Below are 22,843 nucleotides of genomic sequence, written 5' to 3'. Positions count from 1 at the left end.
CGATCGCCGCTCACGGATATTGCGCTTCCAGTCGAGGTTCGCAGTCGACCAGGTCACCACGCTACTGGACTGCCTTCAGCTTCGGCGGACCGATCGATCCGAACCGCGAGCTGCCGCCAATCTGGGTGGCTCGCTCCTGCGCCGCGGCCTTCTTACCCTGCGGCGCTGATGCTTCGTTCAGGGTCTTGAACGCCAGTGCGAGCGTCTTGAGATTGTTGGCTCGGCTGCTCAGGCTGACCGCGCGCATCATCGATTCCCGCCGGGCAGTATCGTCGTCACCGTCGGTCGCTGCGATGATCATGTCTTCGAGCTCACCGCGCCGTGTCGTGGTGGCATCGAGCTCGTCGAGCATACGCCACACCAAGCCGCGCCCCCCATCCGCGATCGCGACCGGGTCGATCGGTTCAGATGGGTCAACAGGCCGGGGAGGGGGTGCGGTCAGCTCAGGTTCGCACTGGTTCGCACTTGGCGGGGTGCGAACCAAGCGAACCCACTTTTCGGCCTTTGCGCGCTTACGAATAGCCGTGTCGGAAATTGCATGGCGATCGGCTATTTCGCGAATGGAATCTTCGTTGGCGCAGTATTCGAGCTCAATTCTCGACCAGTCAACAGTTGGGCGGGAAGTCTTCATTGCATCGGTTCCCGCGGCCTAGTTCGCACCCCGGATCGCTCCAGTAGAATTTTTTCTCTGCGTGAGAGCCATACCGGTCTAAGGCGGCGCCCCGCCGCGAAGTCCGGACCACCCCCCCGGTCTCGTGCAGCATCAGGCTACCCAGGACGCTCGCCAGCGCGCCGCAGGACGTGTCAGGCCCCGCGCATACCCTGCGCCTGCTCATCGCGCTGCTTGGCGCTGTCGTGGCACGGTTTGCACAGGGTCGTCAGGTTGCCCTCGTCCCAGAACAGATCTGCGCTGCCGCGGTGCGGGGTTTTGTGATCACAGACCAGCTTGGCGGTGTCGCCTTCGAGCTTGCCGCACCGGGTGCAGGTGAAGCGGTCCTTGACCAGTTGTGCCCACCGGAGGCGACGCCAGCGCGTCGTGTTGTACCAAGCACGCCAAGGCGAGAACACCTTGCGTTCGGCTTCGCGCTTGCGCTGAGGAGCAGGCAAGTGGCCGCGCATCGGGCTCAATGAGCTTAGTCGACCAGGCAGCGTCTTTAGCTTGGCCATCGGGATTCCTAAAAATCAGTCGGTCGATCACATCAATTTGGCGTTCGTTGTCACACACGCCACTCTCGCGGACCGTTCTTATGCCGCCGTACGCTGATTAAGGTATAAGGTATGACAAATCAGCATGTTATATCACGGTCACGGGTTGCTACGTGCACGGTCGAGCCGCCGGCAATCAATGCCTTGGAAACCGATCAAATTGATGAGGTTAACAATTCTAAACGTACGATTCCGTACATTGACTTGGGTTTGCCGGTTTGCGAACCCGCGTAAACGACTGTTTCGCGTGGGCTTTTTTTCGATGTCGAGAAGAATAGGAGTGGAGTCCCTAGTGCAACGCGCTACGGGCGGCCCAATTATGATCGTTGTCGAAATGCTTTTTGACGAAACTGGTGGGCAATCAGCTCGCTGTCTTTGGCGCGAAGAATCCGAGTTCAGGGAAGTCTTTGTGCTGCTCTCGGACCTGAGACTTTGCAGACTGCCAAGTGACTTGTTGCGGTGATCCAGGTCGACTCGTTTGTATTTCACCAGAATGGTGGGCCGGTCATGATGGTCAGTGCGTTGACGTCGAATTCTCCATGGCCAAGCAGTATAGCGCACTGCGTTTGGTTTGAAGATGGAAGCTTACACAGCGCCAAATTTCCGCTTGAGCAACTTATAGATATAAACCTGTCTTACACCGAGCCGCCGCTGGCTTAATGGCGGAGTGTTAGCAATACTTTGCATGACTAAAGCGGCGGATGGTCATGCCGCGCGGGTCGTCTTCCCGACCGCCAGTCAGCTGATCGCAAATACGGGGGCACTGAGCTATGTCTTGCGTCGCATGCTGGGGTGCGGTGGTGTGCTGACCGCCAGGGAGGGAACGGTCAGCCAACCGATCTTAGGATTGCGTTATCGCCATGCCGTAGGACAACCTTAGAAGCATATGCTTCTAATTTGACGGCGAGGGCGGCCACCTCATGGGCGCCAGACCGATTAACTCGCCTATGCCGCTATAGCGGCAGTGCCAGTGCTTGGCTGCCCACCCTGTACTGCATCTGTTCGGATGAGGAAAGAGGCAATATTCACCTCAAATGCTCCACCAAACGCGACGAGAGCGAACTTTCCGTCGCTCTTGCGCACGACGCCGGACATCCCCGCAAACGCGCCTTCGGTCATCGTTACAGTCGAGCCTACCGGCACCACGTTGCGCGTCTTTTTCAGGACCCGCAGCCTGGCCGCGTCCTCGACTTCGCGCAAGCTACGCATCTCACGGTCGGCAAGCAGGGGAATGTCGCCCAGATACCGGAAGATCGAGAACGAGGGGTGCGGATTGGCCGGGAGGGCCAGCGCCGCGGCGAGGTCTGGGATATGTACGGCGCGAGCGAACACGAATGTCGGAAGAATTGCCACCTCCCGATCAACCACAGTCTTCTTCCGAGGGACGCGGCGAGACAACGTCTCTTGAGGCGTCCAAACGTCAAAGCCCGCCTCGGCGAGCGAGCGGGCTAGGTTGAGCGTCCGGCCGCCCGAGGTGCGCAGGATGCACCAGTCCGTATCGTTCCTGCGCCGTGCTGCCTTCCTACTCATATCCCACCCCTTGAACCTTGATACTGAATTGAATGCCCGCGTCGCCGTCATGCGGCTTGCGCCTGCTCGACGGGCTCGGACAGCGCCGCGTCAATCTCGTCCTCCGTAAAGCTACCGGTCGACAACCCGATCTTCTTGAAGGCGGGCCAACCCTCGAGGCGGCTCAGAGCGCGGATCCGCGCCAGCGGCATCGGTCCGGTGCTGACGTCGTCATCGGGCAGGGTAGTCGATGGCATGCTGGCGCGCGCGATCGCGTCTGCCATCTGCTTCAGGCGGCGCAACGCCACAGAATGCCGAACCGTGATCGCTGCCGCTTCGTCGCGGATCACAGACTCCACCTCGTTCAAGAACTTCATGGGCCGATGCAGCGCTGCAGTTGCGGCCTCGCGCGCCACCCTGCCGGGCAAATCGGACAGCGCCACGCACATGACCTTGATCCAGGCATCTGCTTGGTCGGTCGCGAGGGTTGGCGCGATCTTCGTTGCGAGCATCGCCAGATCATCGCCAAGCAGTGTCGTCAGGGCACCGGCGGCGCTGGGATCGCGCAGGGACCGGCCCTTCGGTTCTGCTTCAGCCAGCGGCATCAGTCCGCGCTCGTATCCCGCCAGCACCGCGACGACGTCCACGCCATCAGCTTGGGCCATAGCCGAGGTCAGGTTCCACATCGTGCTGTTCGCGAAAGCGCCGACGGCTTTCGATTGGGCCGCTCGGTCGGTCGTGGTGAGATCGTTTGCCATTCGTCGTACCCTTCAAAATCCAGTCCATTTCGAACGCGATCCAACCACGTTCGACGATCGTGTCGATGATCCTGCCAGGCGGCCATTCGTCCGAACTAGACCTGGCCAGCTTGCCAATGAGGAGGTCGTAAGCACGCGGCGTGAGCGGCTGCCGCTTGGCGAGACGGTGAGCGATGAAACCGGCCCACTGGTCGGCGCTGACGCCGGGCGGCGGGGGCGAAGCCTTGGGCCACCTCGGTTTGTCTGCAACCGGTCGAGCCGCCTCGCGAGGGCTCGCGTGATTCTCATCCGGGAGGGGGTGTGGGGGTGGGGTTATTTGGGGGGTATGGGGGGAAAAAAGGGGAGGGGGAGCGGGGGAGGGAATGTCCGCATTGTCTGCGGAGTCCGGTGGACATCCGTCGGATACGGTGGACGTTTTTGCCTTCGCCGCCGCCCGTTCCTTACGCCGCCTGTCACGATCCCATTCGCGGCGACGGTCTGCCGCCGCATCGCGCACAGGCTCCGCGGCGGCAGCCGTGTTCGTCTCCATTTCGGCAATAGCTGCCACGAGCGCGTCGCCGGTAATGCCGGCGGCGAGCAGGTGCTTCACTGCTGTAGAGATTACGCCCACCCTAGAAAATGACCTGTTCGTTGAGCAGCGGGTCGCGGGCGACCTGCTCGTGGACCTTGGTTGCCGCGCCGATCCGCGCGCGTTCGTTGAGGATGGCGCGGCTGGCCTTCCGGCGCTGGAGACGAGCGTCGAGCTCGGCCTCCAGCGCCCGCCGCCGCGCCCGCGCGCTGCGTTCCTGCTCGGACAGGAATAGAGAGGCCAGCAGACCCATCAGGCCAGCCCAAGCGCCTGCTTGTAGGTCTCGAGCATCGCCTCAGCCTCGTCGCGGTGGTGTTTCTCCATTTTGCGAAGGCGGACGATCTCCTTGATCGTCTTGACGTCGAAGCCCGTCGATTTGGCCTCCCCGTAGACGTCCTTGATGTCCTCGCTGATACCCTTCTTCTCTTCCTCGAGGCGCTCGATCCGTTCGATCAGAAGGCGCAACTGGTCGGCTGCAATGGTCTCGCTCATGGTAATTCTCCCTGTGGTTTGGATCAGCGCGGGGCGGGCGTGTTGCCGTTGCGGCCCGGCGCGGCGGTTGCGCCGTTGGTGCGCCCAGGCGTCCGATTGGCCACCGACTGGGGCTCGACAAGGTCGACATACGGCTCGTCGAAATAGAACGACTCGAACGGCTTGCCCTGATCGGTCAGACCCTGCGGCTGCAACGACACCTGCGCGCAGCCGGTGAGGTATTCGACGCGAGCCGTTACGATGCCCTCGAGTCCGGTGATTGCGTGGCGAGCCTTGTCGCCGAGGTTTAGTTTGGTCGTCATGGTAATCTCCCTTGGGTGGTGTCAGTCGAGGTGCGGTCGCGTCAGAGGCGCAGCGGCATCAGGACAGCGGTCCAGGCGGTGTCAGCTGGGTCGCGCACGAGACCGGGGGTCGACGGATCCTCGACGTCGAAGAGGATCTCGCTTCCGCGGCATGATCCGATCACCGAGGACAGGTACTTGCCGTTGTAGCCGATCTCGAAACCGGGCGAAGTGTGCTGGCACGGCACGATGACCTCGGCGGAGAGGCCGATGTCGATGAAAGCCGCCGATATCTTCGCCGTTCCGCCTTCTGCCAGGGTGATCCGGGTGGCCCGCACCGTCGACGAGTGCCCCGATATCGCTGCGATCGCGCGGCGGAGATCAGGCAACTGGAAGAGGAACTGTCGCTTGCCCGCCGTCGGGATGATCCGCGACACGTCGGGGAAGGTCCCATCGATGAGCTTCGACTGGAAGGTGACCTCGGCAGCGCGCTCGCGGATGCTGACGCTCAACCGCGGCGCGCCGACCGCTTCTGGAGCGGTGCCCTCGATATGGTTGCTCGCCAGTGCGGGACCGATTGCCAGCCGCACACCGTCGTCTGCGGATTTCGCAAGGTCGAACAGAAGGGCCACCGCCTTGCGCGGGATGATGCAGTTAGTCGGCAAGGTGCCAGCTGCATCCGGCAGTTCGATGTCGGCGAAATACATCCGATGGCCGTCGGTCGCCTCGGCTCGGATCGTGGTGTCACCGATCGAGCGAAGGTGCAGGCCGTTGAGATAGTAGCGGGTCTCTTCGCTCGACATGGCGTCGGCAACCCGGGCGAGCACGTCCATATGGTCGCGCGACAGCGTCGCCGAGAAGGCCGGCGTGATGGTCCGCTCCATATCCGAGGGGAAGTCGTCGGTTGGCAGCGTTCCCACTGCAATGGTCAGCGGACCCGACGCCAATGCGACCTTGCCGTCCTCAGGCCACGCCGAGACCGTGTCGCCGCCAGCTGCCGAGAGAGCCGAGACGACGTTCTTCGGGGACTGCATGACGAAGTCGCCGCCGGGGCCCGGGATGCGCGCCACCGTTGCGGTCAGCGACATATCGAGATCGGTGCCGGTCGCCTGGAACGACCCGTTAGCGTGGCATCGTACCATGCTGAGGATCGGAATCACGTGCCGCCGTTCGATGACCTTGCCGGCGAGCACGATCGCGCGCCGGAAGTCGGCAGACTTCACTTGGATATTCACAGCAGTTCTCCCTTGGTGATTGGTTTTGGCGGCAGCCAGCGCACGCGCGTTTCGCGGTCATGCGGGCGGCTCCAGACGATCCAGCAGAAGTCAGTCACGCCGCCGCGAAAGGCCTTATCGCCAAGCTCGGCGATCAGGTGGCCAGGCGGCATGCTCGGGCGCTTGCTGAGAATGAGGACGTCGCTCGGCGGGAACTCGTCGAACAGGGCCCACCGGCCTGCGCTGGCGAGGAACGACAGCTGCTGCAGGACCGCGACGCGATAGTCAGCGAGCTTGAGCATCTGTCGAACGATCGCCTCGGCGCGGTTGAACGGCGGGTTCATGACGACGGACACCCGCGCGCCCGTCGGGACGCATAGCGGTGCTCCACTGCTGGTCGCGTCCCAGATCTCGCGGAAGCGACGCGCACCGCGGTCGACGATGTCCGTCGCTATGACGGCATGGCCGCGGTCGGCGAACGTGTCGGTGATGTTCCCGCTGCCGCAGCATGGATCCCAGATTGTGTGACCCTCGAACGACACGGCATCCGCCAGCTGCTCGACGCAGAAGCGCGGCTCGACGTACCAGTCCTGCGCTGCACGCTCGAACGAGGTCGACCGATGGTTCTGAGCGACGTTGCCCGCAGTCATGCGGCCCACTCCCCACCGAGGCGGCGGCATTCGACCGCTTCAAACGGTACGGCCCCAGCTGCTGCGCACATGCCGTTTGACCAGCCGAGATCGACGTAGAAGACCTGGGCATCAGCCACAGACTTCCACGCGAGCCCCGCCGCGATACCGTGTGCCCGTTCCCCGGGCTTGCTGTCGTCGAGGACGCCGGGCTGGGTGTAGAGCAGGTGGCTCGCGATCGGGGCCTCGCCGCGCGCCAGGCTGTCCGCCAAACAGGCGCGAGCGTACGCCACGTTCCGCTCGACGTCGCCCGCATAGGGGCTTTCGAGAATGACCCTGCGCATCAGTATGCCTGCGCCCGCTCGCGCTCGGCGCGGATGCGCTGGGCATCAGTGAAGTTGGCCAGGACGCGCGCCGTGTGTGCGGCGGTGCCGGGGATCTCCGGCTCGAGCGCCGCGCGCGCTGCGTCCTTCGGCGTGCCCTTGCGCGTCAACTCGCGGTAGGTTTCGATCAGATGATCCGGCAGCCAGGGCATAGCCTTATGAGCGATCGACCGCGCGCGCTTTGCCATGGCCTCCGGCTCGCAACGCTTCGCCAGTGCCTTGGCCTGAGCCTCGGGCGTATGAAGACGCTCGGCAACTACCTTGCGCGCATGCGCGCGACGGCGCTCGATGGCGTCCTCGGACAGGTTGGCGATCGCGGTGGCCAAGCGATCGCGCTGGGCTTCCTTCACACCCGGCTGTGCGTGATAGGCGATGCGCGCAGCTGCCCGCCGCGCGACGATCTCGGGGTCGTCATGTAGCCGTTTGGTCGAACAGGGACGGCAGCGGCCCTTCGAGGTGCGGCTGATCGTCGTGGTGCAACCTTCGGCGATGCAGACGCGCGCGGGGGCAGTGGGCACGTTCACCGGCGCTTCCCATCACGGCACGGGGCGCAGCGCCCGCCGACCAGGCGAGGGCTGTCCTCATAGCACTGCTCGCACTCGCCGGGGACGCCGATCGGGACGGGCTGGCGCGCGGCGCGGATTCTGCGCTCGAGGTAAAGGTCGCTGATTTCAACGGCCATATCGATGTGGTCGGGCATTATGCTGCGCCTCCTGAGCGCTCGTGGTCGTAAGCGGCGAGGCCGAGGGCCATCATCCGATGGGCGAAGTCGACGACCGGGGCTTTCTCGCGCAGCGCCGCCGCAGTCACCGCCGCGGGGACGCGGGGCTTCCGATCGAGGCAGCTGATCAACGTGGCCCGGGCAAACGCCGCTGCCGACGATCCCGCGCCGTTGGCCAGCGCAGTGAGCTTGTCGAACTGGTCGTGCGGGAAGTGGATGTTGAGCTGCCGGCGCGTGTCGCGCGGCGCGATTGCTGTTTCCTGCCGCGTCGGCGCGCGACCCGGGGCCGTTGGCAGGCGCTCGATCTGAAGTTGCGTCTGCTGTTCAGGCGCGACGGGCGCGACCTCAAGCTGCTCGACGACAACGGGTGTTTCGGGCGGGGGTGCCGGCACGACCTCGGCGGCAACTGGATCGGACACCGGCGCGGGGATTACCGCGGCCGCGGGTTCGGCCACGGCCGCCTTGCCGCGCGCGACGATCGCGCGGATGCGAGCGGCCGTCGTGTCGATCTGCACCTTCTCGTCATCGGCGCGCTTGCCGCCAATTCGAGCAACGACCGCCGGGGTCGGGCGGCGCGCAGCCTCGAAAGAGCGAGCATTCCGCCCCATGGTGATCGTGCGAGAGGGACCGAAGCCCTTGATCGTGATCTCGCCTGCGTCGGCTAGGTCCGCCAAAAGCGAGCGCGCCGATTCAACGCCGGGAAGGTTGAAGCGATCGACGATCTGCGCATCAGTCGGCAGCGCGCTGCGCAGAGCGATGCTGTTGCCGATCCAGTCGAGCATCTGCTGCTGAATGATCCGAGCATGCGCCATTACGCTGCCTCCGCCCAGACCTGGAGGCGCTCGTTCCAGCCGGCGATCGCCTTGTTCGCAACAGGCAGCAGCCTGAACGATGCCGGTCGAGCCGGGCGCGGTTTGTCGTTCGCGGAAGCGACCATCGTCGCCACCGCAGGGGTGGTGTTCGGCATTGTCGTTTACTCCCTGCCGGTAGCGCCGGCGTTGATCCTCAGTTCTGAATTGAGCGCATTCCCGTCTCTGCGCGTATGTCGGTGATTTCCTTGATCCACTGCGCCGTGAGCGCGTGCACTCGGCGGATGTTCGGTTCCATCCGCAGCAGTTCCCGGTGAGTCTTGACCTTGCCACCCTCGCTGCCTGGGGCCTCCGCTTCGGCGACAAGCGCAAGAAGGGTGGCGATCGGCAAAGTACCATTTCCGTCTGTCGCGGTGTCGCCGCTTTTCCGGACGAGCTCGAACCCATACAGGTCTGCAATATCGTCCAGCGCGTGCGGACATGCCGCAGTGGCATCCCACAAACGCTTCGGGCCGGGCACAGCACCGCGCAGCTGGATGTTCTCCAAGCCCTTGCTCGAGAGGTCCATCGCGCCAGCAAGCGAACGCTTCTTTGCCGCCGTGTTCGAACAGCGCGCCAAGCCGCTCAACATCGCTGCGCGGAACTCGGCTTCGTTAACGTCCCGATTTCCCGGAACGACGCTGCTGCACTGCGGCGCTACCTCAGCATCATGGAAACGATCACTCATCACTTGGTCCCTGTCTCGTGAGCGCGCTCTGCACCGCGGACGATGCCCGCATACTCAGCGTCGGAATGGTTGCAGATGCCTTGGCGGCACACTGCGCAGCGGGTGCCGCGAACGGTGTCCAGCATCCCCAGCAGGGGATCGATCCATTCGGCAGCCGCGGCTTCGTCCTGAGCATGTGTCATTGCCTACCGCCGTTCTGTGCTGCGATGACGGTGCCGCAAAGTGCGATCCTGCCTTGCGAGCACCTTAAAGCCGTGACCGATCACGATGCCGAGGCCAACGGAAGCCACCGACCAAAAAGCGAGTGCTTCTACGATGTTCATGCTGCCTCCTGCTGGGCTACCGCAGGCGCGGGATATACGTCCGGACGGAGATCATGACGGGAGATCCCTGTCTCGCGCTCGCATGCCAGAACCAACTCCGCCGGAAGCGGGTTTTGGCGCATCATAAGATACGACACTCGCTGCTGCGACGTTCCGATCCGCCTCGCGAACTCGGACTGATTGTCGCCGCATACGGAGAGGGCTCGCTTAAGGGCTTCGTGACTCATGACTAAGAGCCATACAAGGATCTTGTGCGTTGATCAACAAGAAACTTGTGAAAGCAACCTTCCCAAAACTCTTGTAGGCCTGCTGTCGATGGATATCGATGTGAAACGGGCATGGCTCATTAGCGAGCGCGAGAAGCTTGGCTGGAACCAATCGGATCTGGCGAAGCGTGCGCAGCCGTTTGCTGATGAGGCTGGCTACGTGGTGAAGTTCAACCAGCAGCTGATTTGGAACTTCGAGAACACCGGCAAGAAGATGCCCGGCTGGTTTCGATACGCTGTGGAAGCACTGAAGGCCGGGGGATCGGTAGAGGAGGACGACGCTCGTATTTCCAACGAGGCTGAGATAGTCGATGCGGTAATGATCGAACAGTTGCCCACCTTCGTCGGAGCCGGCGGTGGCGGCACGGGTGAAGGCGACATGCGGTCGATCGCCTTTTCCCGCGGCCTCGTGGAAAGCCTGCGTATCTCGCCGGGCGATTTGCTCTCGATCGAAGTCGAAGGCGATTCAATGGAGCCCACATTCCGCCCGGGAGATCAGCTTCTCGTGGATCGACGAAAAACCAACACCGCGCAGCCAGGTGCATTCTGCCTGTGGGACGGCGATGGTTATGTGGTGAAGTTCATCGAACGCATCGCGGGTACCGAACCACCAATGGTGAAAGTCATTAGCGAAAACTCTAGGTATGCGAGCCAACCACGCCTGGTCAGCGAAATCAGAGTTATGGGTCGGGTTGTGTGGGTAGGGCGTCGTATTTAGGTTCGGCATATGCCCATCAGCGCACTCAGTCTAGCAGTCGTCGGCGTTCGCTTCCCGAACAGTGACAAAAGCAATCGGCGGTTCGAGATCATGATTTGCCCACCGGGCGAACTCGTTGAGTTGCGTCCGGAACCGAAAAACAAAGACGACCCCAACGCCATAGCGGTCTTCTCCGCACGCAATGTGCAGATCGGTTACCTGACCGCAGAGCGGGCACCGTGGATTGGGGGGATGCTGTCGCAGGGTAGGGAATTGCATGCGGTCTTCCAATCCGCGTCGGAGTTTGGAGCGGTCATTCGTATCGCTTTCGATGGCGCAAAACCCGAGTTGCCCGACGTAGAAGCAGTTATGCCGACCTCCTATCGTCAACCGAGGTCTGCCGACGCCGAAGATGGTTTTTATCCGGACTACATCCCGCCAGACGACTAAATCACAAGAACCTTGTTGACGACCCACAAAGCTCTTGTTAGATCGCTTCATCAGCCCATGACGGGCGATGGAGATCGACGTGGCATCGCTACCACCCGAAATTACTGAGAACACGCCGCAGCCGATCGCATGGGCGGGGGGCGATTGCCCACTCCCGCCGCAGACGCTGGTGCAGATCCAGTGCGTCTTCGAAGCCGAGTTCGATCACACCCAACCGCCGCGTAGGGCGAGCGCGTGGGATCGTCGCTGGAACCGCGACCACGGCGACCTGTGCGGGATCACGCACTATGTGATCGTCGACGGGGGCGCGGCATGAACGCCCCGCAGAACCGCCAGCAGTTCCTGCGCTCGATCGAGAACATGGACGCGCTGAACCGGCAGGCAGCACGCGCCCGCGCCGCCGCTGGGCAGCCGGAGTCGCTGTGGATGTCCGCAGCGCTGACCCTCGGCGTCGGGCTCGTCGCTGTCTGCCTCGTCGTTGCGCGGGCGTGGCTCGGCTGATGCGCGTCGATGTCCGCCCTCGGAAGCAAAACAGCGGGAAGGCAGATGCCGACCGCAAATTTCCCAATCACCTCGCCTGGTTGCGCAAGCGGCCGTGCCTGCTCGCGGGCCGGGCGGGGCATGTCTGCACCGGCGTCATGGAAGCGTCGCACTCCGATGCCGACGGCATGAAAGGCGTTTCGCTGAAAAGCCCAGACTATCACGCCGTGCCGCTCTGCTCGGGCGCGCACCGGGAGAAAGACACGATCGGGCTGTGCACTTGGCAGGTGAAATATGGCGTCGACCATTTCGAGGCGGGCAGGGCGTACGGCAAGGCATCGCCGCACCGCGCGCGCTGGGCGCATGTCGAGGGAGCGCCCCGGTAATGCGCTATCCCGATCTGGATCAGGCGATCGCCGAGCTTCGCCCAGTTTTCGCCCGGATGCGTGCCGAAAAGGCCAAGCTGCGTTACGAGAAGGTCCGCAATGATCTGAACGTGCAAGCCGCGGTGAGAGCATACGTCCGCGAGTTGGCCTCAGAGATCGGGCTGCGCGCGGATCGGATCGGGCTCGACTGCGATGCCTTCATGGCCATCCTCGCCACCGATGCGAACGAGATCCAGCGTTCCAAGATCAACCGCAAGCCCAGCGTACGGCAGATGACCGTTGCGCTTGAGGCCGAGCGGGAAGGGCGCGCTGCCCATGTCCGAGTGACTGAAGCGGCGCTTGCCCACGCCGACGCTGACTATCGCGATGCCGTCCGCCTCGACGCCGCCGCGCGGGCCGCTTGCCGCGCCTACACAGGATTCTGACTGATGGAACACCCTCGCCAGTTCGTCGGGCGTCAGCCCGACATCAAGCTCGTCACCCCTTCGAAGCCAAACCCTTGGTATGGCTCGTTCGAGGATGGGAAGCCGTTCACCCATCAGCAGATCGCGGCGATGATCACCGCTGGCATCACGCCAGTCGGCTGCGAAGCGATCGAGGTAAAGCGCAACGCGACCAACGCGGAATACTGGTGGCCGCTCCGCTCGCCGCCCCCTTACTTCGCGTTCCAGTGCCCTGTGATCGGCCGCATGGCAGACGGGCGCATCAAGATCATCTCCCCATCGGGTCTCCCCCAGATCGTCCGCAGCGACGGATGGGTCGGCGCGCCCGGCAAGCCGCGGAAGGATTACTGATGTCCAGCCAATACCGAAACGTCGAGGTGGCGCCGGGCCACTTTGTACCGTTGCGCCTGCTGCGCCGCGTGCCGGCGCGCGAAGGGAAGGTGCTGTGCGCCCACCGTACGCGCGCGCCGGTCGAGGTTGACCAGGCCAAGTGGGATGCCGCGCTGCCGCACCTGCCCACAGTCGGTCCAGTTCGCATGCGCGGTGCCCTGTGAGCGCGTCTTACATGCCGCCGGCCGGGAAGCGCTTCGTCCACAACGATCGGGTGCATACCGCGCGCGTCCTCGAGGCACGCGATCGCCTGGACCGCATTGATCCGCTGTGGATCCGGAAACGTCTCGACCAGCTGCGCGCCGCGCGCGGGGCAGTGCGACATGGCTGACGGCACCAAGATCGAATGGACCGACGCGACGCTCAACGTCGTTAACGGGTGCAGCGTGATCTCGCCCGGCTGCGCGAATTGCTACGCCATGCGCGCGGGCGGGCGGAACCTGCCGGGGCATCCGTCGACCGGTCTGACCATGCCGAGCAAGGCCGGGCACGTTTGGACTGGTGAGGTGCGGCTCAACGAGCGCGCACTGGTGCTGCCGCTGCACTGGCGTCGCCCGCGGACCATCTTCTGGAACGCCCACGGCGACCTGTTCCACAACGACGTTTCCGACGCATGGATCGACCGCTGCTTCGCAGTGATGGCTCTGACGCCGCACCACACGCACCAGGTGCTGACCAAGCGGTCGGCGCGGATGCAGTCGTATTGCGCCAATCCCTGGACGCCACAGCGGATCGCTCGGGTGATCTTGGACGAGGCCGCCGCTTGGGGCGTCTCCGGTACCGACGCGCTCGCGCCGTGCGGCGACCGTGCGCGCGAACAGGATCCGTCGTTCGTGCATTGGCCGCTGCCGAACGTCTGGAAGGGCGTCTCGGTCGAGGATCAGAAGCGTGCCGACGAGCGCATCCCCGATCTGCTAGCCACGCCCGCCGCGGTGCGCTTCCTATCGTGCGAGCCACTCCTTGGTCCGGTCGATCTGACAAACATCACGGGGGCCGAAAAGTCGCGGGATTACGGAAGCCCCGTCCATGGCTGGTCTGCCATCTGGCAGAACAACGGCCTCGGGCGCGCTTGCCTCGACTGGGTGATCGTGGGTGGCGAGAGCGGCCCCGGGTCGCGCCCGATGCATCCGGACTGGGCACGTGGGCTGCGCGATCAGTGCGCCGCTGCAGGTGTCCCGTTCCTCATGAAGCAGTGGGGAGACTGGGAACTAGCGCTCGATCGCGAGCGGGACGATCCTGATTGGCGCGCCGACTATACGAACGATTACGTTGATCGCGGCAAGTCGAAGTGGCTGAACCTTGAGGGCGGATGTGGCTTCCACGGCAAGCGCTTCGTCGTGATGCGCTCGGTCGGCAAGCGCGCCGCCGGGCGGTTGCTCGATGGCGTCCAGCATGACGGGATGCCGAAGTGATCTGCGGTGTTTCAGGCTGGTCGGATATCCCATTCCTTCGCCAGGGCACGAATGTCGCTTTCCTTGATCAGCGGGCGGCCGAGCGTCACGATCGAGTAGCGCCAGAGATCGTCCACGTCGTTCATGGCGACCTGGAGCAAGTCCCGGAGCGAACCTTCCTCAATAGGTCCCCCTGCTTGCGTCTGCTGACCGGGAAAGCCGGAGAGTCGGAACAGCTTCGCCGGTGTTCCGCGCTCGAGTTCAGGTTCCGCCGTCATGACTGATCGTCCCATCATCTTTTCATCGGCCATGGTGCGCGCGCTTTGTGACGACCGCAAGACGCAGACACGGCGTCTCGCCACGTCACCATTGCGACGCGTAGAGGTCGGCGATCGGCTCTACGTCCGGGAATCGTTCGCTGTCCGCAGCGTCTACAGCGACGTGGTCGAGGTCGGGTACATGGCGCACGAACGCGCCAGTCACACCGAGTTCGTTGAACAGATCCCAGTCGCCTTGGCTTCCAGCGCAGTCCCGACGTGGCCGAGCTACAAGCCGTCGATCCATATGCCGCGATGGGCTTCCCGGCTGACGCTGATCGTTGAAGGCATAAAGGTCGAGGCGCTTCAGTCGATCAGCGAAGACGATTGCATCGCCGAGGGCGCGAAGCTCCGCGGATGGATGGAGGGTCTCGGTCGCCCGCTCGACGGTTGGATGGTCGAGACCGAGCAGCCTCACGTGAATGTTACTCCGCGGTGGTGGTACCGCGAACTCTGGTCGAGCCTTCACCCCGCAGAGGGGCAACATTGGGATGATAATCCCGACGTCGTGGCTCTGACCTTCCGCGTCGTGCGTGGGAACATTGATCGGATTGCGGCATGAAGCCGACGTCGCAACAGCTGCGCGATATGCGCCGGCAAAGCCGCGTGTGGCCGGTCGAGCTCATCGGCGTGTCTCGGTCGGAATGGCCGGTAGATGGTGCGGTGCGGCTCGACGTCATGCGCTCCCGTCAATTTCTGGTGCAGATCTTCCCCGAGGCCGACGGCATCCTGCGGCTGTCGGTCAATCGCACCGAGTGGAACGAACGTCAGCAGCGCTGGCGCGATGATATCAGCTGGGACGATCGCCAGCGGCTCAAGCGTGAAGCCGGGTACGGCGATCGCTGGGCAGTGGAGATTTACCCCGCCGACAGCGACATCGTGAACGTCGCGAACATGCGTCACCTGTGGCTATTGCCATCGGCCCCGTCGTTCGCCTGGCGCACCTTGAGCGGAACGCGCCCGCGGGCCGTCTTGCTTGATGAGGTGGCAGCATGACGCGTTATGCTGCCTCGACCGAGGTCACCAGCGCGCGGTCGCGCGACGAGAACGAGCGCACGCTGATCCGCTACGGTGCCGACCAGTTCATGTACGGCTGGCAGGACGATGCCGCGCTCGTCGGCTTCCGTATGGCTGGGCGCCAGATCAAGTTCGTCCTGCCGCTGCCGGCGCGCAACGACCGCGCCTGCACGCATCACAGCCGCGGCACCCGCACCGCCGATGCCGCCGCCAAGGAATTCGACCAAGCGGTCCGCCAGCGTTGGCGCGCCCTCGCGCTCGTCATCAAGGCGAAGCTCGAGGCGGTCGAGAGCGGCATCGCACTGTTCGAAGACGAGTTCATGGCCAACATCGTGCTGCCCGACGGGAAGTCGGTCGGCGACTGGATGCGGCCGCAAATTGCAGGGGCGTATCGGGTCGGCACCATGCCCGCGATGCTGCCGATGCTTCCAGCACCGAAAGGAACCGCGGAATGAATCGCGACACCCTCACCACCGCGATCGCCGAGGCCGAGCGTTTCCTCGCCCGCGCCAAGGCAGTCCCAGCGCCGATCGAGCGCGCGCCGGCAGAATGGGCGAAAAGCGGCAAGGCTTGGATGGACGACAGCATTCGGCCCAAGGACAGCGGCGCGGTCCGCCGCGCGAGCATGGACCTGACGCGGGCGCTTGCCGATCTCCGAAAGCCGTCATGACGGACGTGTCGACGATCGATTTCGCCGCCGCCGCCGCGGTCATCAAGCGCATCGCCGAGGTCGCCGAGGCTCTCGGTCAAGCCGCAGGCGTCGGCGCGATGGAGACGGCCGGAAGCTTCGTCTCCTACCTCGCCGAGCATCCGGAAGACATCGAGCCACTGCTGCGGTTCGGCGCGTCCGAACTGCCCGAGGACTGGATCCACTACGGTCGCCTGACCTGGATGGGGGCCGACGGCAAGCTCCACCACCCCGCAGTTGTCCGGCTCATCGTCGGTGCGCCCGAAACACCAATCCACCGCCGCACGCCGCTGCGCGCGATCCTGCCCCCTCAATCTGGAGACTTGCTGTGAGCGATACGACTTTGACCGATGGGAGTCCGGTGACCCCAGACCACCGCGATATCAACCCGGCAACGGGCATGCAGAAGGGCTATGTCGTCTTGTCCGCCAACGAGCGCGCTAAGGGTTTCGTCGAACCTGTCCGCCGCGCCTACGTCCATGAGAAATGCGGCGTCGTCACCAACATGGGCCTCGCTCTTGCCGAGACCTATGCCCGCGACCCGTTCTTCTACAGCGGCACGTTCTGCGCCGGGTGCGAGGCACATTTCCCGGTCGGCGACGGTGGGCAATTCGTCTGGGACGGTACCAGCCAGAAGGTGGGAACGCGCGCGACAGCGCCGTCAGGTGAAGCATGATGCGCGAGGAACAGTGCGTGTTCGGCTTGGCCGCGCAACCCGACGGTAGCCCAATCGCGATCATCGGCGTCACCGCCGCCGCCGCCGATTATATGAGCGACGGGAAGACCCACACCTTCGACCTGACCAGCCTCGGTTTTCCGGTCAAAATCATGCTGTTCGGCGCTCCGACGCATCGGGCCGCCCTCGATATGATCGGGCAGGGCTCGGAGGAGGCTGGCCTGCCGATCCAGGATCTCCGCGACGCGGACTCCAGCATAAAGCCGCCGCGCTCGTGACCGGTCGTGAGATGATCCTCGAGCAGGCGGCTCTAAGGGGCCGAGCCAAAGGGTGGGTGGCCTGATGCGCTACCTCGACGTCTGCGCCGGAATCAGCGCCAGCAGCGTGGCATGGAAGCCGCTCGGCTGGGAAGCTGCGGCCTACAGCGAAATCGAGCCCGCGCCGCGCGCTGTGCTGGCCCACCACTATCCCAACACGCCGCTGCATGGCGATTTCACCACCATACGGGGCGATGAATATGGACCAATTGACCTTCTTGTCGGAGGAACCCCCTGCCAAGACAACAGCGTCGGCTATGCGGCCGGCGCTGGTGTCGCTGGCTCCGGTTTCGACGGCAGCCGCAGCGGCCTCGCCCGAGGCTTTGTCGAGCTTACTCGCCGATCGCATGCTCGATGGTTCGTCTGGGAGAATGTCCCCAACGTTCTATGCGCTCGACTGGCGCCCGGCTTCATCCGATTCGTGCGAAGCTTTGCAGAGTTGGGGTATGGTGTCGCATGGCGAGTTGTGGACAGCCGCGGGGCCGGAGGGCCTCTCGATCAGCCCCGCCGGCGCGTCATCATGGTCGGATATCGCGGAAGCGCTGCCACCGCAGGCCAGGTACTTTTTGAGCAACCGGGCGTTGCGCGGGATCGCGCGTCGCGACCGGCAGCCGCGCCTGTTCTCACCCGCCTTGGGTCAATGGCTTTCGACGACCGCACGCCTTGCGTTCTGGATGGGGGTAGGGTCCGCATTGCCACCCCTCGAGAATGGGAACGATCGCTAGGATTCCCGGACGATTACACGCTGGCCCCATATCGCGGCAAGCCGATGGCGGACGGGCCGCGTTACAAGGCGCTCGGCAACAGCATGGCCGTGCCGGTGATGCGCTGGATTGGCGAGCGGATTGCCGCCGTCGACGCGCTCGAAATCGACGAGAGGATCGCAGCATGAACGACACCCCCACCGCCGCGTCGATGTACGAGGTTGTTAGGGAAGCCGCGCGTGACTTGCTGTTCCGCGAGCTTGAGGCGCGTGCCCTCCTTCAAAGCCATATGGTCCGTCGCGAGGCTACGTCAGGTTCCAGCCGAGGTATCGAGGACGCAGCTGTCCGCGTGCTCGCGCATGTCGCTTACGCCGCCCGCCCCCACCCCGGAGAGGTCGTTGGCGAACAGGGCAACCACGATTGCCTTGCTAAGCGAGCGCCGGATGAACCCTACTTGGTACTCTTAGCACGTGACCCGGACGCGCCGACGATGGCCGACACGTGGGCAGACCGACGTGCCGCCGCGGGGGGAGATCCCAGCCACTGCGCGCAGGTTCGCGCAATTGCGCAGGCAATGCGTGATTGGCGGTCTGGTCCAACAGGCTTCCCGTCAAAAAGCGCGCCTAAGCCGTCCGCATATGACCGCCCCGCCGCCGGCGATGGCTACGCAACCGCGTTCTACGAGATCGCGAAGATGCTCGGGTTCGGTGCCCGTGCGAAATCGCCCTTTGAAGTCTGGCGCGCTGAAATGAAGCCGAAGCTGGAAGCACTGACGGCACGTGCCCACGACACCGGTACGGTTGATCGGCACGCGCTAGCCAAGGTCCTGAACGAGGCCGCCGGGCCGCGCCGGATTGCTGGTGAGGAAGAAGCGGCGTTATTTGCGGACAGCAAGTCTGAGGTGCAGGAATACTGGCTGGAAATGGCGGACGCCGTCATCGCCGCAATGCCCGTAGCACCAGTCGAGCGGTTTCGGCATGTGAAGCGCGGAACGCTGTACGAGATGGTCGGTACCGCCGAATTGCAGGCCGGACAGCCCCAGCACGAGCATGCCGAACTCGCCATTTACCGCGGCGAGGATGGGAAGCTCTGGGCGCGCAACACCGCCGAGTTCCATGACGGGCGTTTCGTCGCCGTCTCATCAGATCAGCCGGCGCAACCCTCGCGTGGCTTCAGCCGGTTCGATCCGCCTGGATTGTGGGAGAGCGAGCCTCGGTCGAGCGCGGACGATGCCGGGAAGGTGCAGCAATGAAAGACGTCGTCACCCCCGAGACCCACGTCCGGAAGCATCGGGCGGTTGTGCCCGCGGCAGAACTTGAGCGGATAATCGCCGACGCTATTTGCAAACAGCTCGGGCGGGGGCCGGTCAGTCCCATTGGACCAGGCGTGTCTTTCCAAGTGCTTTTCGAAGACGAGACCGCCGGCTCCCCGGCGTACAAGACCGGCACCAAAGCGATTGTCACGATCACCGAAGATCTGAAGTTCGTTCTGCCCGGCGTCGTCGTTAAGCAGGAGGGGGAACGATGAAGACCCTATCGCGCAGCGACCTCACAGGCATGGAGTGCACCGCGACCTTCTCCGACGACGAGGCGCACCGCTATAGCCTCGCGTGGATCTGGGACCGGGCGCTGCCGCCGCTCGTCGTCTGCATGCTGAACCCGTCGACCGCGACGCACGAGAAGCTCGATCCGACGATCGCCGGACTCGCCAAGCGCGCGCGTGCTTGGGCGTATGGCGGCGTCGTGGTCGTGAACCTCTTCGCCCTCCGCGCCACCGACCCGCGGGTGATGAAGCTGCATCCCGAGCCGATCGGACCGGAGAACGATGAAGCAATCCGTCTTGCGGCGCTGACCTCGATCGAACGCAAGGTGGCGCTGGTCGCAGCTTGGGGCGCGCAGGGGCGGCACCTCGACCGCGAGCGCGCCGTGCTGGGGCTGCTCGCCGCCGCCGGCGCTCGCGTCACCGCCTTCCAGATCAACGCCGACGGAACGCCGAAGCACCCGCTCTACGTCGGCCACGACATCATCCCCCAGCCGTGGAATTCGCTATGATGGACCCGTTCTATATCGTCGACGTCCGCGAGGACTTTCGGGGCAACCCGTACATCACGCTCTGGCGTCCGAAGAACGCGGGGTATGCATATCCGCTGCCGTGGGCGGGCGAGTACAGTCGCGAAGAGATCGACGCGGCTCCCGACTATTATCACCGGCACCGGTACGGCACCGCGCCAGCATTCGATCGCTTCCCGGTCCCGTGCGCCGCGGTGCAGAAGTTCTCGACCGATCCCGCACCCGGCCGAATCGACGGCAACGCCGGACCCGTGATTCCCAACACCGTCGCCGTCCGGGCTGCGCTGCGCCGCGCGCGCTACGTGCCCGCCGGACTGCGTCAGCTCAAACCCTTGAAGGAAGGACCAATGCCATGACCGCCGCCGTCTACGACGTGCCGACGCTCGCCGAGCGCTGGGCATGTTCACCCCGAACTGTTCGATCGCTGATCGAAAGCGGGGATTTGCCGAGCTTCAGGCTCGGAGGAAAACTGGTCCGCATTCGGGCCGATGAAGTGGAGAAATTCGAGTGCCGGACTACACCCTCCAACGATACCGCGGATTCCTCGCCATCGTCTGGAACGAGGACGGCCGACGCCGCCGCCATTCACTTGGAACGACAGATGCTACGGCAGCGAAAGCCGCCGCGCGCAGCTTCTGGTCGCGGAGATCGGTAGGCGGACTCACCGAAACCGTCGGTCAAGCTGTCGACCGCTACCTTGAGGCAAAGGCAAAGATGCTGTCGATCAAGCGCGCGGAGGTCGCGTGGAAAGCCGCTCGCAGGTTCTGGGACAAGCTGCCGATCGAGCGCGTAGATAAGCAGGCAGCACTCGATTACCGCGAGAGCCGGGCACACTGCGCGGCGATCACGGTTCGGAACGAGCTCGCGGTCATTCGCGCAGCGTTGAACTGGGCGAAGAAAGAGAAGCTGATTGCCGAGGCTCCCTTCATCCAGATGCCGAAGCTGCCGGCTTCGACGATCGGGCACCTTTCGAAAGCCGAATTCCGCAAGCTTCTTGACGGCGCCGGGCGGCCGCACGTGAAGCTGTTCATGAAGCTCGCAGTCGCCACCGGCGCGCGTTCGAACGCACTGCTCGACCTGACCTGGGATCGCGTCGACTTCGACCGTGGGTTGATCACCCTCAATCCGGCTGACCGCGTACAGACCAGCAAGTACCGCGCGACCGTGCCGATGAACGGGCAGATCCGTGCCGCGCTCGAGGAGGCGAAGACCGGGGCCCTGTCGCCCTACGTGATCGAGCTTGGCCGTGGGAAGGTGGGGTCGATCAAGAAGGGCTTTGCCGCTGCTTGCGTCCGGTCCGGCATCACTGCGACGCCGCACATGCTAAGACACAGTGCAGCTGTTTGGATGGCGGAAGACCGCGTTCCGGTCTTCCAGATCGCGCAGTTTCTAGGCCACTCCGACAGCCGAATCACCGAGCGCGTCTACGCCCGATTCTCACCTGATTTCCTGTCCACCGCCGCGGAGTCGCTGACGTGGTAGAATCGCAACCCTTGCTCCTAGCCACGCATCGCACCTACGTGCCGCATGTTCTGGCTATGTCCTGCTATATCCCGCCCCGGACAGGGGCGGAAATGAGCTGTTTTGTCTCGTGCGACACGAGCAACGGCCGGTTTCCTAAACCGCAGGCCGGTGGTTCGAATCCACTCGGGGGCACCATTCCGCAGCAGCGCGCAAAGCCAGTCGATCGCGCCACGCCTGGCCGCGCACGCGGCGCGCGACCGGGTCGCATGGTCAGCCGCCGGTGACCGCGAGCAAATGGTCGGGGTAGCGCTCGCCCGCGATCGCGATGCCGCGCGATGCCGTGTCGATCGTCGCGAGGTCTTCGCCGGTCAGAACGATTGCCGCACCGCCAAGATTCTCCTCCAGCCGGTGGAGCTTCGTCGTGCCGGGGATCGGGACGATCCACGGCCGCTGCGCCAGCAGCCAGGCAATGGCGATCTGCGCAGGCGTCGCCCCCTTGCTGGTAGCGATGCGCTTGAGCAGATCGACCAGCGCTTCGTTCGTCGCAATGGCCTCCGGCGTGAAGCGCGGCAGCGAGGCCCGGAAATCGCCGGCGGCGATCTTCGTGTCCGCCGTGATCGCGCCGGTCAGGAAACCCCGGCCGAGCGGGCTGTAGGGCACGAAGCCGATCCCGAGCTCCGCGCATAGCGCCAGGGTCCCGTTGCTTTCCGGCCCCCGCGTCCAGAGCGAATATTCGCTTTGGATAGCCGTCACCGGTTGGACGGCATGGGCTCGGCGAACGGTTTCGATCCCGGGTTCGGAGAGACCGAAGTGCTTGACCTTGCCAGACGCGATCAGATCCCTGACCGTACCCGCGACGTCCTCGATCGGTACGGCAGGGTCGACGCGATGCTGGTAGAACAGGTCGATCTGCTCGACGCCGAGACGGCTCAGCGCAGCGTCGGCAACGCCCCGGATCTGTGCGGGTCGGCTGTCGAGCGCCCCCATGCCCTTGCCGATGTCGAACCCGAACTTGGTCGCGATCACGACCTGGTCGCGCACCGCGCCGAGCGCCTCGCCGACCATCTCCTCATTGGTATAGGGGCCGTAGACTTCCGCCGTATCGAAGAAGGTCACGCCGCGCTCGACCGCCTGGCGGATCAGCGCGACCCCTTCCGGCCGGGTCATCGTCGTCGCATAGCCGAAATTGAGCCCCATGCAGCCGAAGCCGATCGCCGAAACGTTCAATCCTTGCCCGAGAGTACGGTCTTGCATCGAGAATGTCCTTGGTTCGCCCGCCGAGCAGCGGACCCGTTCTCGAGATAGGGCGTCGCTTCCCCCGGGATAACCACGGGATGTCGGCAACCTCTCAGGAACGGGGTAGATCAGTGCGGCGAGACGACCGGATCGACCGCGATGCCTTCATCGGCCGGTCTACCAGCGCGCCGTACCGCGGACACCATTACGGCCGCGACACCGGGGGGTATCG

General features: G+C 64.3%; 41 protein-coding genes. 23 read left to right on the top strand and 18 right to left on the bottom strand.

Annotated elements, in window-relative coordinates:
- Positions 1 to 61: 61 nt before the first annotated feature.
- The 16 genes from L8K25_RS02670 to L8K25_RS02595 all read right to left on the bottom strand — a co-directional run bounded on the left by L8K25_RS02670 (position 62) and on the right by L8K25_RS02595 (position 9,620).
- Complete coding sequence (locus L8K25_RS02670) at positions 62 to 631, bottom strand: hypothetical protein (RefSeq protein WP_242137368.1); 570 nt, start codon at positions 629 to 631, stop codon at positions 62 to 64.
- Between the two features lie 173 nt (positions 632 to 804).
- Positions 805 to 1,167, bottom strand: coding sequence for an HNH endonuclease (locus tag L8K25_RS02665; protein WP_242137367.1), 363 nt, complete (start codon positions 1,165 to 1,167; stop codon positions 805 to 807).
- A 984-nt stretch (positions 1,168 to 2,151) separates the two neighbouring features.
- Entirely contained in the window at positions 2,152 to 2,736 is a 585-nt protein-coding gene (locus tag L8K25_RS02660) for a hypothetical protein (protein ID WP_242137366.1), read from the bottom strand.
- A 47-nt stretch (positions 2,737 to 2,783) separates the two neighbouring features.
- On the bottom strand, positions 2,784 to 3,473 hold the full coding sequence (locus L8K25_RS02655; RefSeq protein WP_242137365.1) for a hypothetical protein: 690 nt from the start codon (positions 3,471 to 3,473) through the stop codon (positions 2,784 to 2,786).
- A gap of 611 nt (positions 3,474 to 4,084) precedes the next feature.
- Positions 4,085 to 4,294 carry a hypothetical protein gene (locus L8K25_RS02650; RefSeq protein ID WP_242137364.1) on the bottom strand — a complete coding sequence of 70 codons (210 nt, stop codon included), beginning with the start codon at positions 4,292 to 4,294 and terminating at the stop codon, positions 4,085 to 4,087.
- Positions 4,294 to 4,533 (bottom strand): GapR family DNA-binding domain-containing protein, encoded by a 240-nt coding sequence (locus L8K25_RS02645; RefSeq protein WP_242137363.1) that lies wholly within the window; start codon positions 4,531 to 4,533, stop codon positions 4,294 to 4,296. The genes L8K25_RS02650 and L8K25_RS02645 overlap by 1 nt, the downstream gene beginning before the upstream one ends.
- Positions 4,534 to 4,556: 23 nt before the next feature.
- On the bottom strand, positions 4,557 to 4,835 hold the full coding sequence (locus L8K25_RS02640) for a hypothetical protein (RefSeq protein ID WP_242137362.1): 279 nt from the start codon (positions 4,833 to 4,835) through the stop codon (positions 4,557 to 4,559).
- A gap of 41 nt (positions 4,836 to 4,876) precedes the next feature.
- Positions 4,877 to 6,049: a DNA polymerase III subunit beta gene (locus L8K25_RS02635; RefSeq protein WP_242137361.1), complete on the bottom strand. Its 1,173-nt coding sequence runs from the start codon at positions 6,047 to 6,049 to the stop codon at positions 4,877 to 4,879.
- Positions 6,046 to 6,678, bottom strand: a complete 633-nt coding sequence (locus tag L8K25_RS02630; protein WP_242137360.1) for a hypothetical protein — start codon at positions 6,676 to 6,678, stop codon at positions 6,046 to 6,048. The genes L8K25_RS02635 and L8K25_RS02630 overlap by 4 nt, the downstream gene beginning before the upstream one ends.
- Entirely contained in the window at positions 6,675 to 7,001 is a 327-nt protein-coding gene (locus L8K25_RS02625) for a hypothetical protein (RefSeq protein WP_242137359.1), read from the bottom strand. Before L8K25_RS02625 ends, L8K25_RS02630 begins: the two co-directional genes overlap by 4 nt.
- A complete protein-coding gene (locus L8K25_RS02620; protein ID WP_242137358.1) occupies positions 7,001 to 7,564 on the bottom strand; it encodes a hypothetical protein in 564 nt (187 codons plus the stop codon). Before L8K25_RS02620 ends, L8K25_RS02625 begins: the two co-directional genes overlap by 1 nt.
- A complete protein-coding gene (locus L8K25_RS02615; protein ID WP_242137357.1) occupies positions 7,561 to 7,740 on the bottom strand; it encodes a conjugal transfer protein TraR in 180 nt (59 codons plus the stop codon). Before L8K25_RS02615 ends, L8K25_RS02620 begins: the two co-directional genes overlap by 4 nt.
- Positions 7,740 to 8,573: a hypothetical protein gene (locus L8K25_RS02610; RefSeq protein WP_242137356.1), complete on the bottom strand. Its 834-nt coding sequence runs from the start codon at positions 8,571 to 8,573 to the stop codon at positions 7,740 to 7,742. Before L8K25_RS02610 ends, L8K25_RS02615 begins: the two co-directional genes overlap by 1 nt.
- A complete protein-coding gene (locus L8K25_RS02605; RefSeq protein WP_242137355.1) occupies positions 8,573 to 8,728 on the bottom strand; it encodes a hypothetical protein in 156 nt (51 codons plus the stop codon). Before L8K25_RS02605 ends, L8K25_RS02610 begins: the two co-directional genes overlap by 1 nt.
- A gap of 38 nt (positions 8,729 to 8,766) precedes the next feature.
- Positions 8,767 to 9,297 (bottom strand): hypothetical protein, encoded by a 531-nt coding sequence (locus L8K25_RS02600; RefSeq protein WP_242137354.1) that lies wholly within the window; start codon positions 9,295 to 9,297, stop codon positions 8,767 to 8,769.
- Positions 9,298 to 9,482: 185 nt separating this feature from the next.
- Complete coding sequence (locus L8K25_RS02595) at positions 9,483 to 9,620, bottom strand: hypothetical protein (RefSeq protein ID WP_242137353.1); 138 nt, start codon at positions 9,618 to 9,620, stop codon at positions 9,483 to 9,485.
- A gap of 315 nt (positions 9,621 to 9,935) precedes the next feature.
- On the opposite strand from L8K25_RS02595, the gene L8K25_RS02590 reads away from it, so the two are divergent.
- The 10 genes from L8K25_RS02590 to L8K25_RS02545 all read left to right on the top strand — a co-directional run bounded on the left by L8K25_RS02590 (position 9,936) and on the right by L8K25_RS02545 (position 14,144).
- Positions 9,936 to 10,604 carry a S24 family peptidase gene (locus tag L8K25_RS02590; RefSeq protein ID WP_242137352.1) on the top strand — a complete coding sequence of 223 codons (669 nt, stop codon included), beginning with the start codon at positions 9,936 to 9,938 and terminating at the stop codon, positions 10,602 to 10,604.
- A 9-nt stretch (positions 10,605 to 10,613) separates the two neighbouring features.
- On the top strand, positions 10,614 to 11,033 hold the full coding sequence (locus L8K25_RS02585; protein ID WP_242137351.1) for an HIRAN domain-containing protein: 420 nt from the start codon (positions 10,614 to 10,616) through the stop codon (positions 11,031 to 11,033).
- A gap of 79 nt (positions 11,034 to 11,112) precedes the next feature.
- Positions 11,113 to 11,349: a hypothetical protein gene (locus L8K25_RS02580; RefSeq protein ID WP_242137350.1), complete on the top strand. Its 237-nt coding sequence runs from the start codon at positions 11,113 to 11,115 to the stop codon at positions 11,347 to 11,349.
- Positions 11,346 to 11,534, top strand: coding sequence for a hypothetical protein (locus L8K25_RS02575; RefSeq protein WP_242137349.1), 189 nt, complete (start codon positions 11,346 to 11,348; stop codon positions 11,532 to 11,534). Before L8K25_RS02580 ends, L8K25_RS02575 begins: the two co-directional genes overlap by 4 nt.
- Entirely contained in the window at positions 11,534 to 11,899 is a 366-nt protein-coding gene (locus L8K25_RS02570) for a hypothetical protein (RefSeq protein WP_242137348.1), read from the top strand. The genes L8K25_RS02575 and L8K25_RS02570 overlap by 1 nt, the downstream gene beginning before the upstream one ends.
- Complete coding sequence (locus L8K25_RS02565) at positions 11,899 to 12,324, top strand: hypothetical protein (RefSeq protein ID WP_242137347.1); 426 nt, start codon at positions 11,899 to 11,901, stop codon at positions 12,322 to 12,324. The genes L8K25_RS02570 and L8K25_RS02565 overlap by 1 nt, the downstream gene beginning before the upstream one ends.
- Positions 12,325 to 12,327: 3 nt before the next feature.
- On the top strand, positions 12,328 to 12,693 hold the full coding sequence (locus tag L8K25_RS02560; RefSeq protein ID WP_242137346.1) for a hypothetical protein: 366 nt from the start codon (positions 12,328 to 12,330) through the stop codon (positions 12,691 to 12,693).
- Positions 12,693 to 12,896, top strand: a complete 204-nt coding sequence (locus tag L8K25_RS02555) for a hypothetical protein (protein WP_242137345.1) — start codon at positions 12,693 to 12,695, stop codon at positions 12,894 to 12,896. Before L8K25_RS02560 ends, L8K25_RS02555 begins: the two co-directional genes overlap by 1 nt.
- Before the next feature lie 11 nt (positions 12,897 to 12,907).
- Complete coding sequence (locus tag L8K25_RS02550; RefSeq protein WP_242137344.1) at positions 12,908 to 13,063, top strand: hypothetical protein; 156 nt, start codon at positions 12,908 to 12,910, stop codon at positions 13,061 to 13,063.
- Positions 13,056 to 14,144: a phage Gp37/Gp68 family protein gene (locus L8K25_RS02545; protein ID WP_242137343.1), complete on the top strand. Its 1,089-nt coding sequence runs from the start codon at positions 13,056 to 13,058 to the stop codon at positions 14,142 to 14,144. Before L8K25_RS02550 ends, L8K25_RS02545 begins: the two co-directional genes overlap by 8 nt.
- Positions 14,145 to 14,155: 11 nt before the next feature.
- On the opposite strand, the gene L8K25_RS02540 is transcribed toward L8K25_RS02545, so the two are convergent.
- Positions 14,156 to 14,401, bottom strand: a complete 246-nt coding sequence (locus L8K25_RS02540; protein WP_242137342.1) for a hypothetical protein — start codon at positions 14,399 to 14,401, stop codon at positions 14,156 to 14,158.
- Here L8K25_RS02540 and L8K25_RS02535 point away from each other — a divergent pair.
- From L8K25_RS02535 to L8K25_RS22795, 13 genes are all read left to right on the top strand, one after another.
- Positions 14,400 to 15,002 (top strand): hypothetical protein, encoded by a 603-nt coding sequence (locus tag L8K25_RS02535; RefSeq protein ID WP_242137341.1) that lies wholly within the window; start codon positions 14,400 to 14,402, stop codon positions 15,000 to 15,002. The two genes, L8K25_RS02540 and L8K25_RS02535, sit on opposite strands and share 2 nt — an antisense overlap.
- Positions 14,999 to 15,436 (top strand): hypothetical protein, encoded by a 438-nt coding sequence (locus L8K25_RS02530; protein ID WP_242137340.1) that lies wholly within the window; start codon positions 14,999 to 15,001, stop codon positions 15,434 to 15,436. The genes L8K25_RS02535 and L8K25_RS02530 overlap by 4 nt, the downstream gene beginning before the upstream one ends.
- Entirely contained in the window at positions 15,433 to 15,912 is a 480-nt protein-coding gene (locus tag L8K25_RS02525; RefSeq protein ID WP_242137339.1) for a hypothetical protein, read from the top strand. The genes L8K25_RS02530 and L8K25_RS02525 overlap by 4 nt, the downstream gene beginning before the upstream one ends.
- Positions 15,909 to 16,127: a hypothetical protein gene (locus L8K25_RS02520; protein WP_242137338.1), complete on the top strand. Its 219-nt coding sequence runs from the start codon at positions 15,909 to 15,911 to the stop codon at positions 16,125 to 16,127. Before L8K25_RS02525 ends, L8K25_RS02520 begins: the two co-directional genes overlap by 4 nt.
- Positions 16,124 to 16,477 (top strand): hypothetical protein, encoded by a 354-nt coding sequence (locus L8K25_RS02515; protein ID WP_242137337.1) that lies wholly within the window; start codon positions 16,124 to 16,126, stop codon positions 16,475 to 16,477. Before L8K25_RS02520 ends, L8K25_RS02515 begins: the two co-directional genes overlap by 4 nt.
- A complete protein-coding gene (locus L8K25_RS02510) occupies positions 16,474 to 16,821 on the top strand; it encodes a hypothetical protein (protein ID WP_242137336.1) in 348 nt (115 codons plus the stop codon). The genes L8K25_RS02515 and L8K25_RS02510 overlap by 4 nt, the downstream gene beginning before the upstream one ends.
- A gap of 17 nt (positions 16,822 to 16,838) precedes the next feature.
- Positions 16,839 to 17,099 (top strand): hypothetical protein, encoded by a 261-nt coding sequence (locus tag L8K25_RS02505; RefSeq protein ID WP_242137335.1) that lies wholly within the window; start codon positions 16,839 to 16,841, stop codon positions 17,097 to 17,099.
- A gap of 64 nt (positions 17,100 to 17,163) precedes the next feature.
- Complete coding sequence (locus tag L8K25_RS02500; RefSeq protein WP_242137334.1) at positions 17,164 to 18,030, top strand: DNA cytosine methyltransferase; 867 nt, start codon at positions 17,164 to 17,166, stop codon at positions 18,028 to 18,030.
- Positions 18,027 to 19,094: a hypothetical protein gene (locus L8K25_RS02495; protein WP_242137333.1), complete on the top strand. Its 1,068-nt coding sequence runs from the start codon at positions 18,027 to 18,029 to the stop codon at positions 19,092 to 19,094. Before L8K25_RS02500 ends, L8K25_RS02495 begins: the two co-directional genes overlap by 4 nt.
- Positions 19,091 to 19,369, top strand: coding sequence for a hypothetical protein (locus L8K25_RS02490; RefSeq protein WP_242137332.1), 279 nt, complete (start codon positions 19,091 to 19,093; stop codon positions 19,367 to 19,369). The genes L8K25_RS02495 and L8K25_RS02490 overlap by 4 nt, the downstream gene beginning before the upstream one ends.
- The gene (locus tag L8K25_RS02485) at positions 19,366 to 19,893 is read left to right on the top strand and encodes a DUF1643 domain-containing protein (RefSeq protein ID WP_242137331.1); all 528 of its coding nucleotides are present in this window, start codon (positions 19,366 to 19,368) and stop codon (positions 19,891 to 19,893) included. Before L8K25_RS02490 ends, L8K25_RS02485 begins: the two co-directional genes overlap by 4 nt.
- Entirely contained in the window at positions 19,890 to 20,267 is a 378-nt protein-coding gene (locus L8K25_RS02480) for a hypothetical protein (protein WP_242137330.1), read from the top strand. Before L8K25_RS02485 ends, L8K25_RS02480 begins: the two co-directional genes overlap by 4 nt.
- 151 nt (positions 20,268 to 20,418) lie before the next feature.
- Positions 20,419 to 21,393 (top strand): site-specific integrase, encoded by a 975-nt coding sequence (locus tag L8K25_RS22795; protein WP_242137329.1) that lies wholly within the window; start codon positions 20,419 to 20,421, stop codon positions 21,391 to 21,393.
- Between the two features lie 252 nt (positions 21,394 to 21,645).
- Here L8K25_RS22795 and L8K25_RS02470 read toward each other — a convergent pair whose 3' ends face one another.
- Positions 21,646 to 22,629 carry an aldo/keto reductase gene (locus L8K25_RS02470; protein WP_242137328.1) on the bottom strand — a complete coding sequence of 328 codons (984 nt, stop codon included), beginning with the start codon at positions 22,627 to 22,629 and terminating at the stop codon, positions 21,646 to 21,648.
- Positions 22,630 to 22,843 lie beyond the last annotated feature (214 nt).

Origin of the sequence: Sphingomonas sp. TREG-RG-20F-R18-01, assembly GCF_022662475.1 — a bacterium.
GTDB lineage: Bacteria > Pseudomonadota > Alphaproteobacteria > Sphingomonadales > Sphingomonadaceae > Sphingomonas.
The sequence above is the reverse complement of the archived record's forward strand: the minus strand, read 5'-3'. Positions and strand labels throughout refer to the sequence as shown.

Bases quoted from the DNA above. Each gene is read 5' to 3' on its own strand.
- L8K25_RS02640 (WP_242137362.1), bottom strand. From the start codon at position 4,835: ATGACGACCAAACTAAACCTCGGCGACAAGGCTCGCCACGCAATCACC.
- L8K25_RS02610 (WP_242137356.1), bottom strand. From the start codon at position 8,573: ATGGCGCATGCTCGGATCATTCAGCAGCAGATGCTCGACTGGATCGGC.
- L8K25_RS02605 (WP_242137355.1), bottom strand. From the start codon at position 8,728: ATGCCGAACACCACCCCTGCGGTGGCGACGATGGTCGCTTCCGCGAAC.
- L8K25_RS02560 (WP_242137346.1), top strand. From the start codon at position 12,328: ATGGAACACCCTCGCCAGTTCGTCGGGCGTCAGCCCGACATCAAGCTC.
- L8K25_RS02665 (WP_242137367.1), bottom strand. From the start codon at position 1,167: ATGGCCAAGCTAAAGACGCTGCCTGGTCGACTAAGCTCATTGAGCCCG.
- L8K25_RS02540 (WP_242137342.1), bottom strand. From the start codon at position 14,401: ATGACGGCGGAACCTGAACTCGAGCGCGGAACACCGGCGAAGCTGTTC.
- L8K25_RS02545 (WP_242137343.1), top strand. From the start codon at position 13,056: ATGGCTGACGGCACCAAGATCGAATGGACCGACGCGACGCTCAACGTC.
- L8K25_RS02495 (WP_242137333.1), top strand. From the start codon at position 18,027: ATGAACGACACCCCCACCGCCGCGTCGATGTACGAGGTTGTTAGGGAA.
- L8K25_RS02670 (WP_242137368.1), bottom strand. From the start codon at position 631: ATGAAGACTTCCCGCCCAACTGTTGACTGGTCGAGAATTGAGCTCGAA.
- L8K25_RS02530 (WP_242137340.1), top strand. From the start codon at position 14,999: ATGAAGCCGACGTCGCAACAGCTGCGCGATATGCGCCGGCAAAGCCGC.
- L8K25_RS02630 (WP_242137360.1), bottom strand. From the start codon at position 6,678: ATGACTGCGGGCAACGTCGCTCAGAACCATCGGTCGACCTCGTTCGAG.
- L8K25_RS02520 (WP_242137338.1), top strand. From the start codon at position 15,909: ATGAATCGCGACACCCTCACCACCGCGATCGCCGAGGCCGAGCGTTTC.
- L8K25_RS02565 (WP_242137347.1), top strand. From the start codon at position 11,899: ATGCGCTATCCCGATCTGGATCAGGCGATCGCCGAGCTTCGCCCAGTT.
- L8K25_RS02625 (WP_242137359.1), bottom strand. From the start codon at position 7,001: ATGCGCAGGGTCATTCTCGAAAGCCCCTATGCGGGCGACGTCGAGCGG.
- L8K25_RS02595 (WP_242137353.1), bottom strand. From the start codon at position 9,620: ATGAACATCGTAGAAGCACTCGCTTTTTGGTCGGTGGCTTCCGTTGGC.
- L8K25_RS02570 (WP_242137348.1), top strand. From the start codon at position 11,534: ATGCGCGTCGATGTCCGCCCTCGGAAGCAAAACAGCGGGAAGGCAGAT.
- L8K25_RS02650 (WP_242137364.1), bottom strand. From the start codon at position 4,294: ATGGGTCTGCTGGCCTCTCTATTCCTGTCCGAGCAGGAACGCAGCGCG.
- L8K25_RS02535 (WP_242137341.1), top strand. From the start codon at position 14,400: ATGACTGATCGTCCCATCATCTTTTCATCGGCCATGGTGCGCGCGCTT.
- L8K25_RS02655 (WP_242137365.1), bottom strand. From the start codon at position 3,473: ATGGCAAACGATCTCACCACGACCGACCGAGCGGCCCAATCGAAAGCC.
- L8K25_RS02485 (WP_242137331.1), top strand. From the start codon at position 19,366: ATGAAGACCCTATCGCGCAGCGACCTCACAGGCATGGAGTGCACCGCG.
- L8K25_RS02480 (WP_242137330.1), top strand. From the start codon at position 19,890: ATGATGGACCCGTTCTATATCGTCGACGTCCGCGAGGACTTTCGGGGC.
- L8K25_RS02500 (WP_242137334.1), top strand. From the start codon at position 17,164: ATGCGCTACCTCGACGTCTGCGCCGGAATCAGCGCCAGCAGCGTGGCA.
- L8K25_RS02490 (WP_242137332.1), top strand. From the start codon at position 19,091: ATGAAAGACGTCGTCACCCCCGAGACCCACGTCCGGAAGCATCGGGCG.
- L8K25_RS02575 (WP_242137349.1), top strand. From the start codon at position 11,346: ATGAACGCCCCGCAGAACCGCCAGCAGTTCCTGCGCTCGATCGAGAAC.
- L8K25_RS02470 (WP_242137328.1), bottom strand. From the start codon at position 22,629: ATGCAAGACCGTACTCTCGGGCAAGGATTGAACGTTTCGGCGATCGGC.
- L8K25_RS02550 (WP_242137344.1), top strand. From the start codon at position 12,908: ATGCCGCCGGCCGGGAAGCGCTTCGTCCACAACGATCGGGTGCATACC.
- L8K25_RS02660 (WP_242137366.1), bottom strand. From the start codon at position 2,736: ATGAGTAGGAAGGCAGCACGGCGCAGGAACGATACGGACTGGTGCATC.
- L8K25_RS02600 (WP_242137354.1), bottom strand. From the start codon at position 9,297: ATGAGTGATCGTTTCCATGATGCTGAGGTAGCGCCGCAGTGCAGCAGC.
- L8K25_RS02645 (WP_242137363.1), bottom strand. From the start codon at position 4,533: ATGAGCGAGACCATTGCAGCCGACCAGTTGCGCCTTCTGATCGAACGG.
- L8K25_RS02515 (WP_242137337.1), top strand. From the start codon at position 16,124: ATGACGGACGTGTCGACGATCGATTTCGCCGCCGCCGCCGCGGTCATC.
- L8K25_RS02555 (WP_242137345.1), top strand. From the start codon at position 12,693: ATGTCCAGCCAATACCGAAACGTCGAGGTGGCGCCGGGCCACTTTGTA.
- L8K25_RS02615 (WP_242137357.1), bottom strand. From the start codon at position 7,740: ATGCCCGACCACATCGATATGGCCGTTGAAATCAGCGACCTTTACCTC.
- L8K25_RS02590 (WP_242137352.1), top strand. From the start codon at position 9,936: ATGGATATCGATGTGAAACGGGCATGGCTCATTAGCGAGCGCGAGAAG.
- L8K25_RS02585 (WP_242137351.1), top strand. From the start codon at position 10,614: ATGCCCATCAGCGCACTCAGTCTAGCAGTCGTCGGCGTTCGCTTCCCG.
- L8K25_RS02525 (WP_242137339.1), top strand. From the start codon at position 15,433: ATGACGCGTTATGCTGCCTCGACCGAGGTCACCAGCGCGCGGTCGCGC.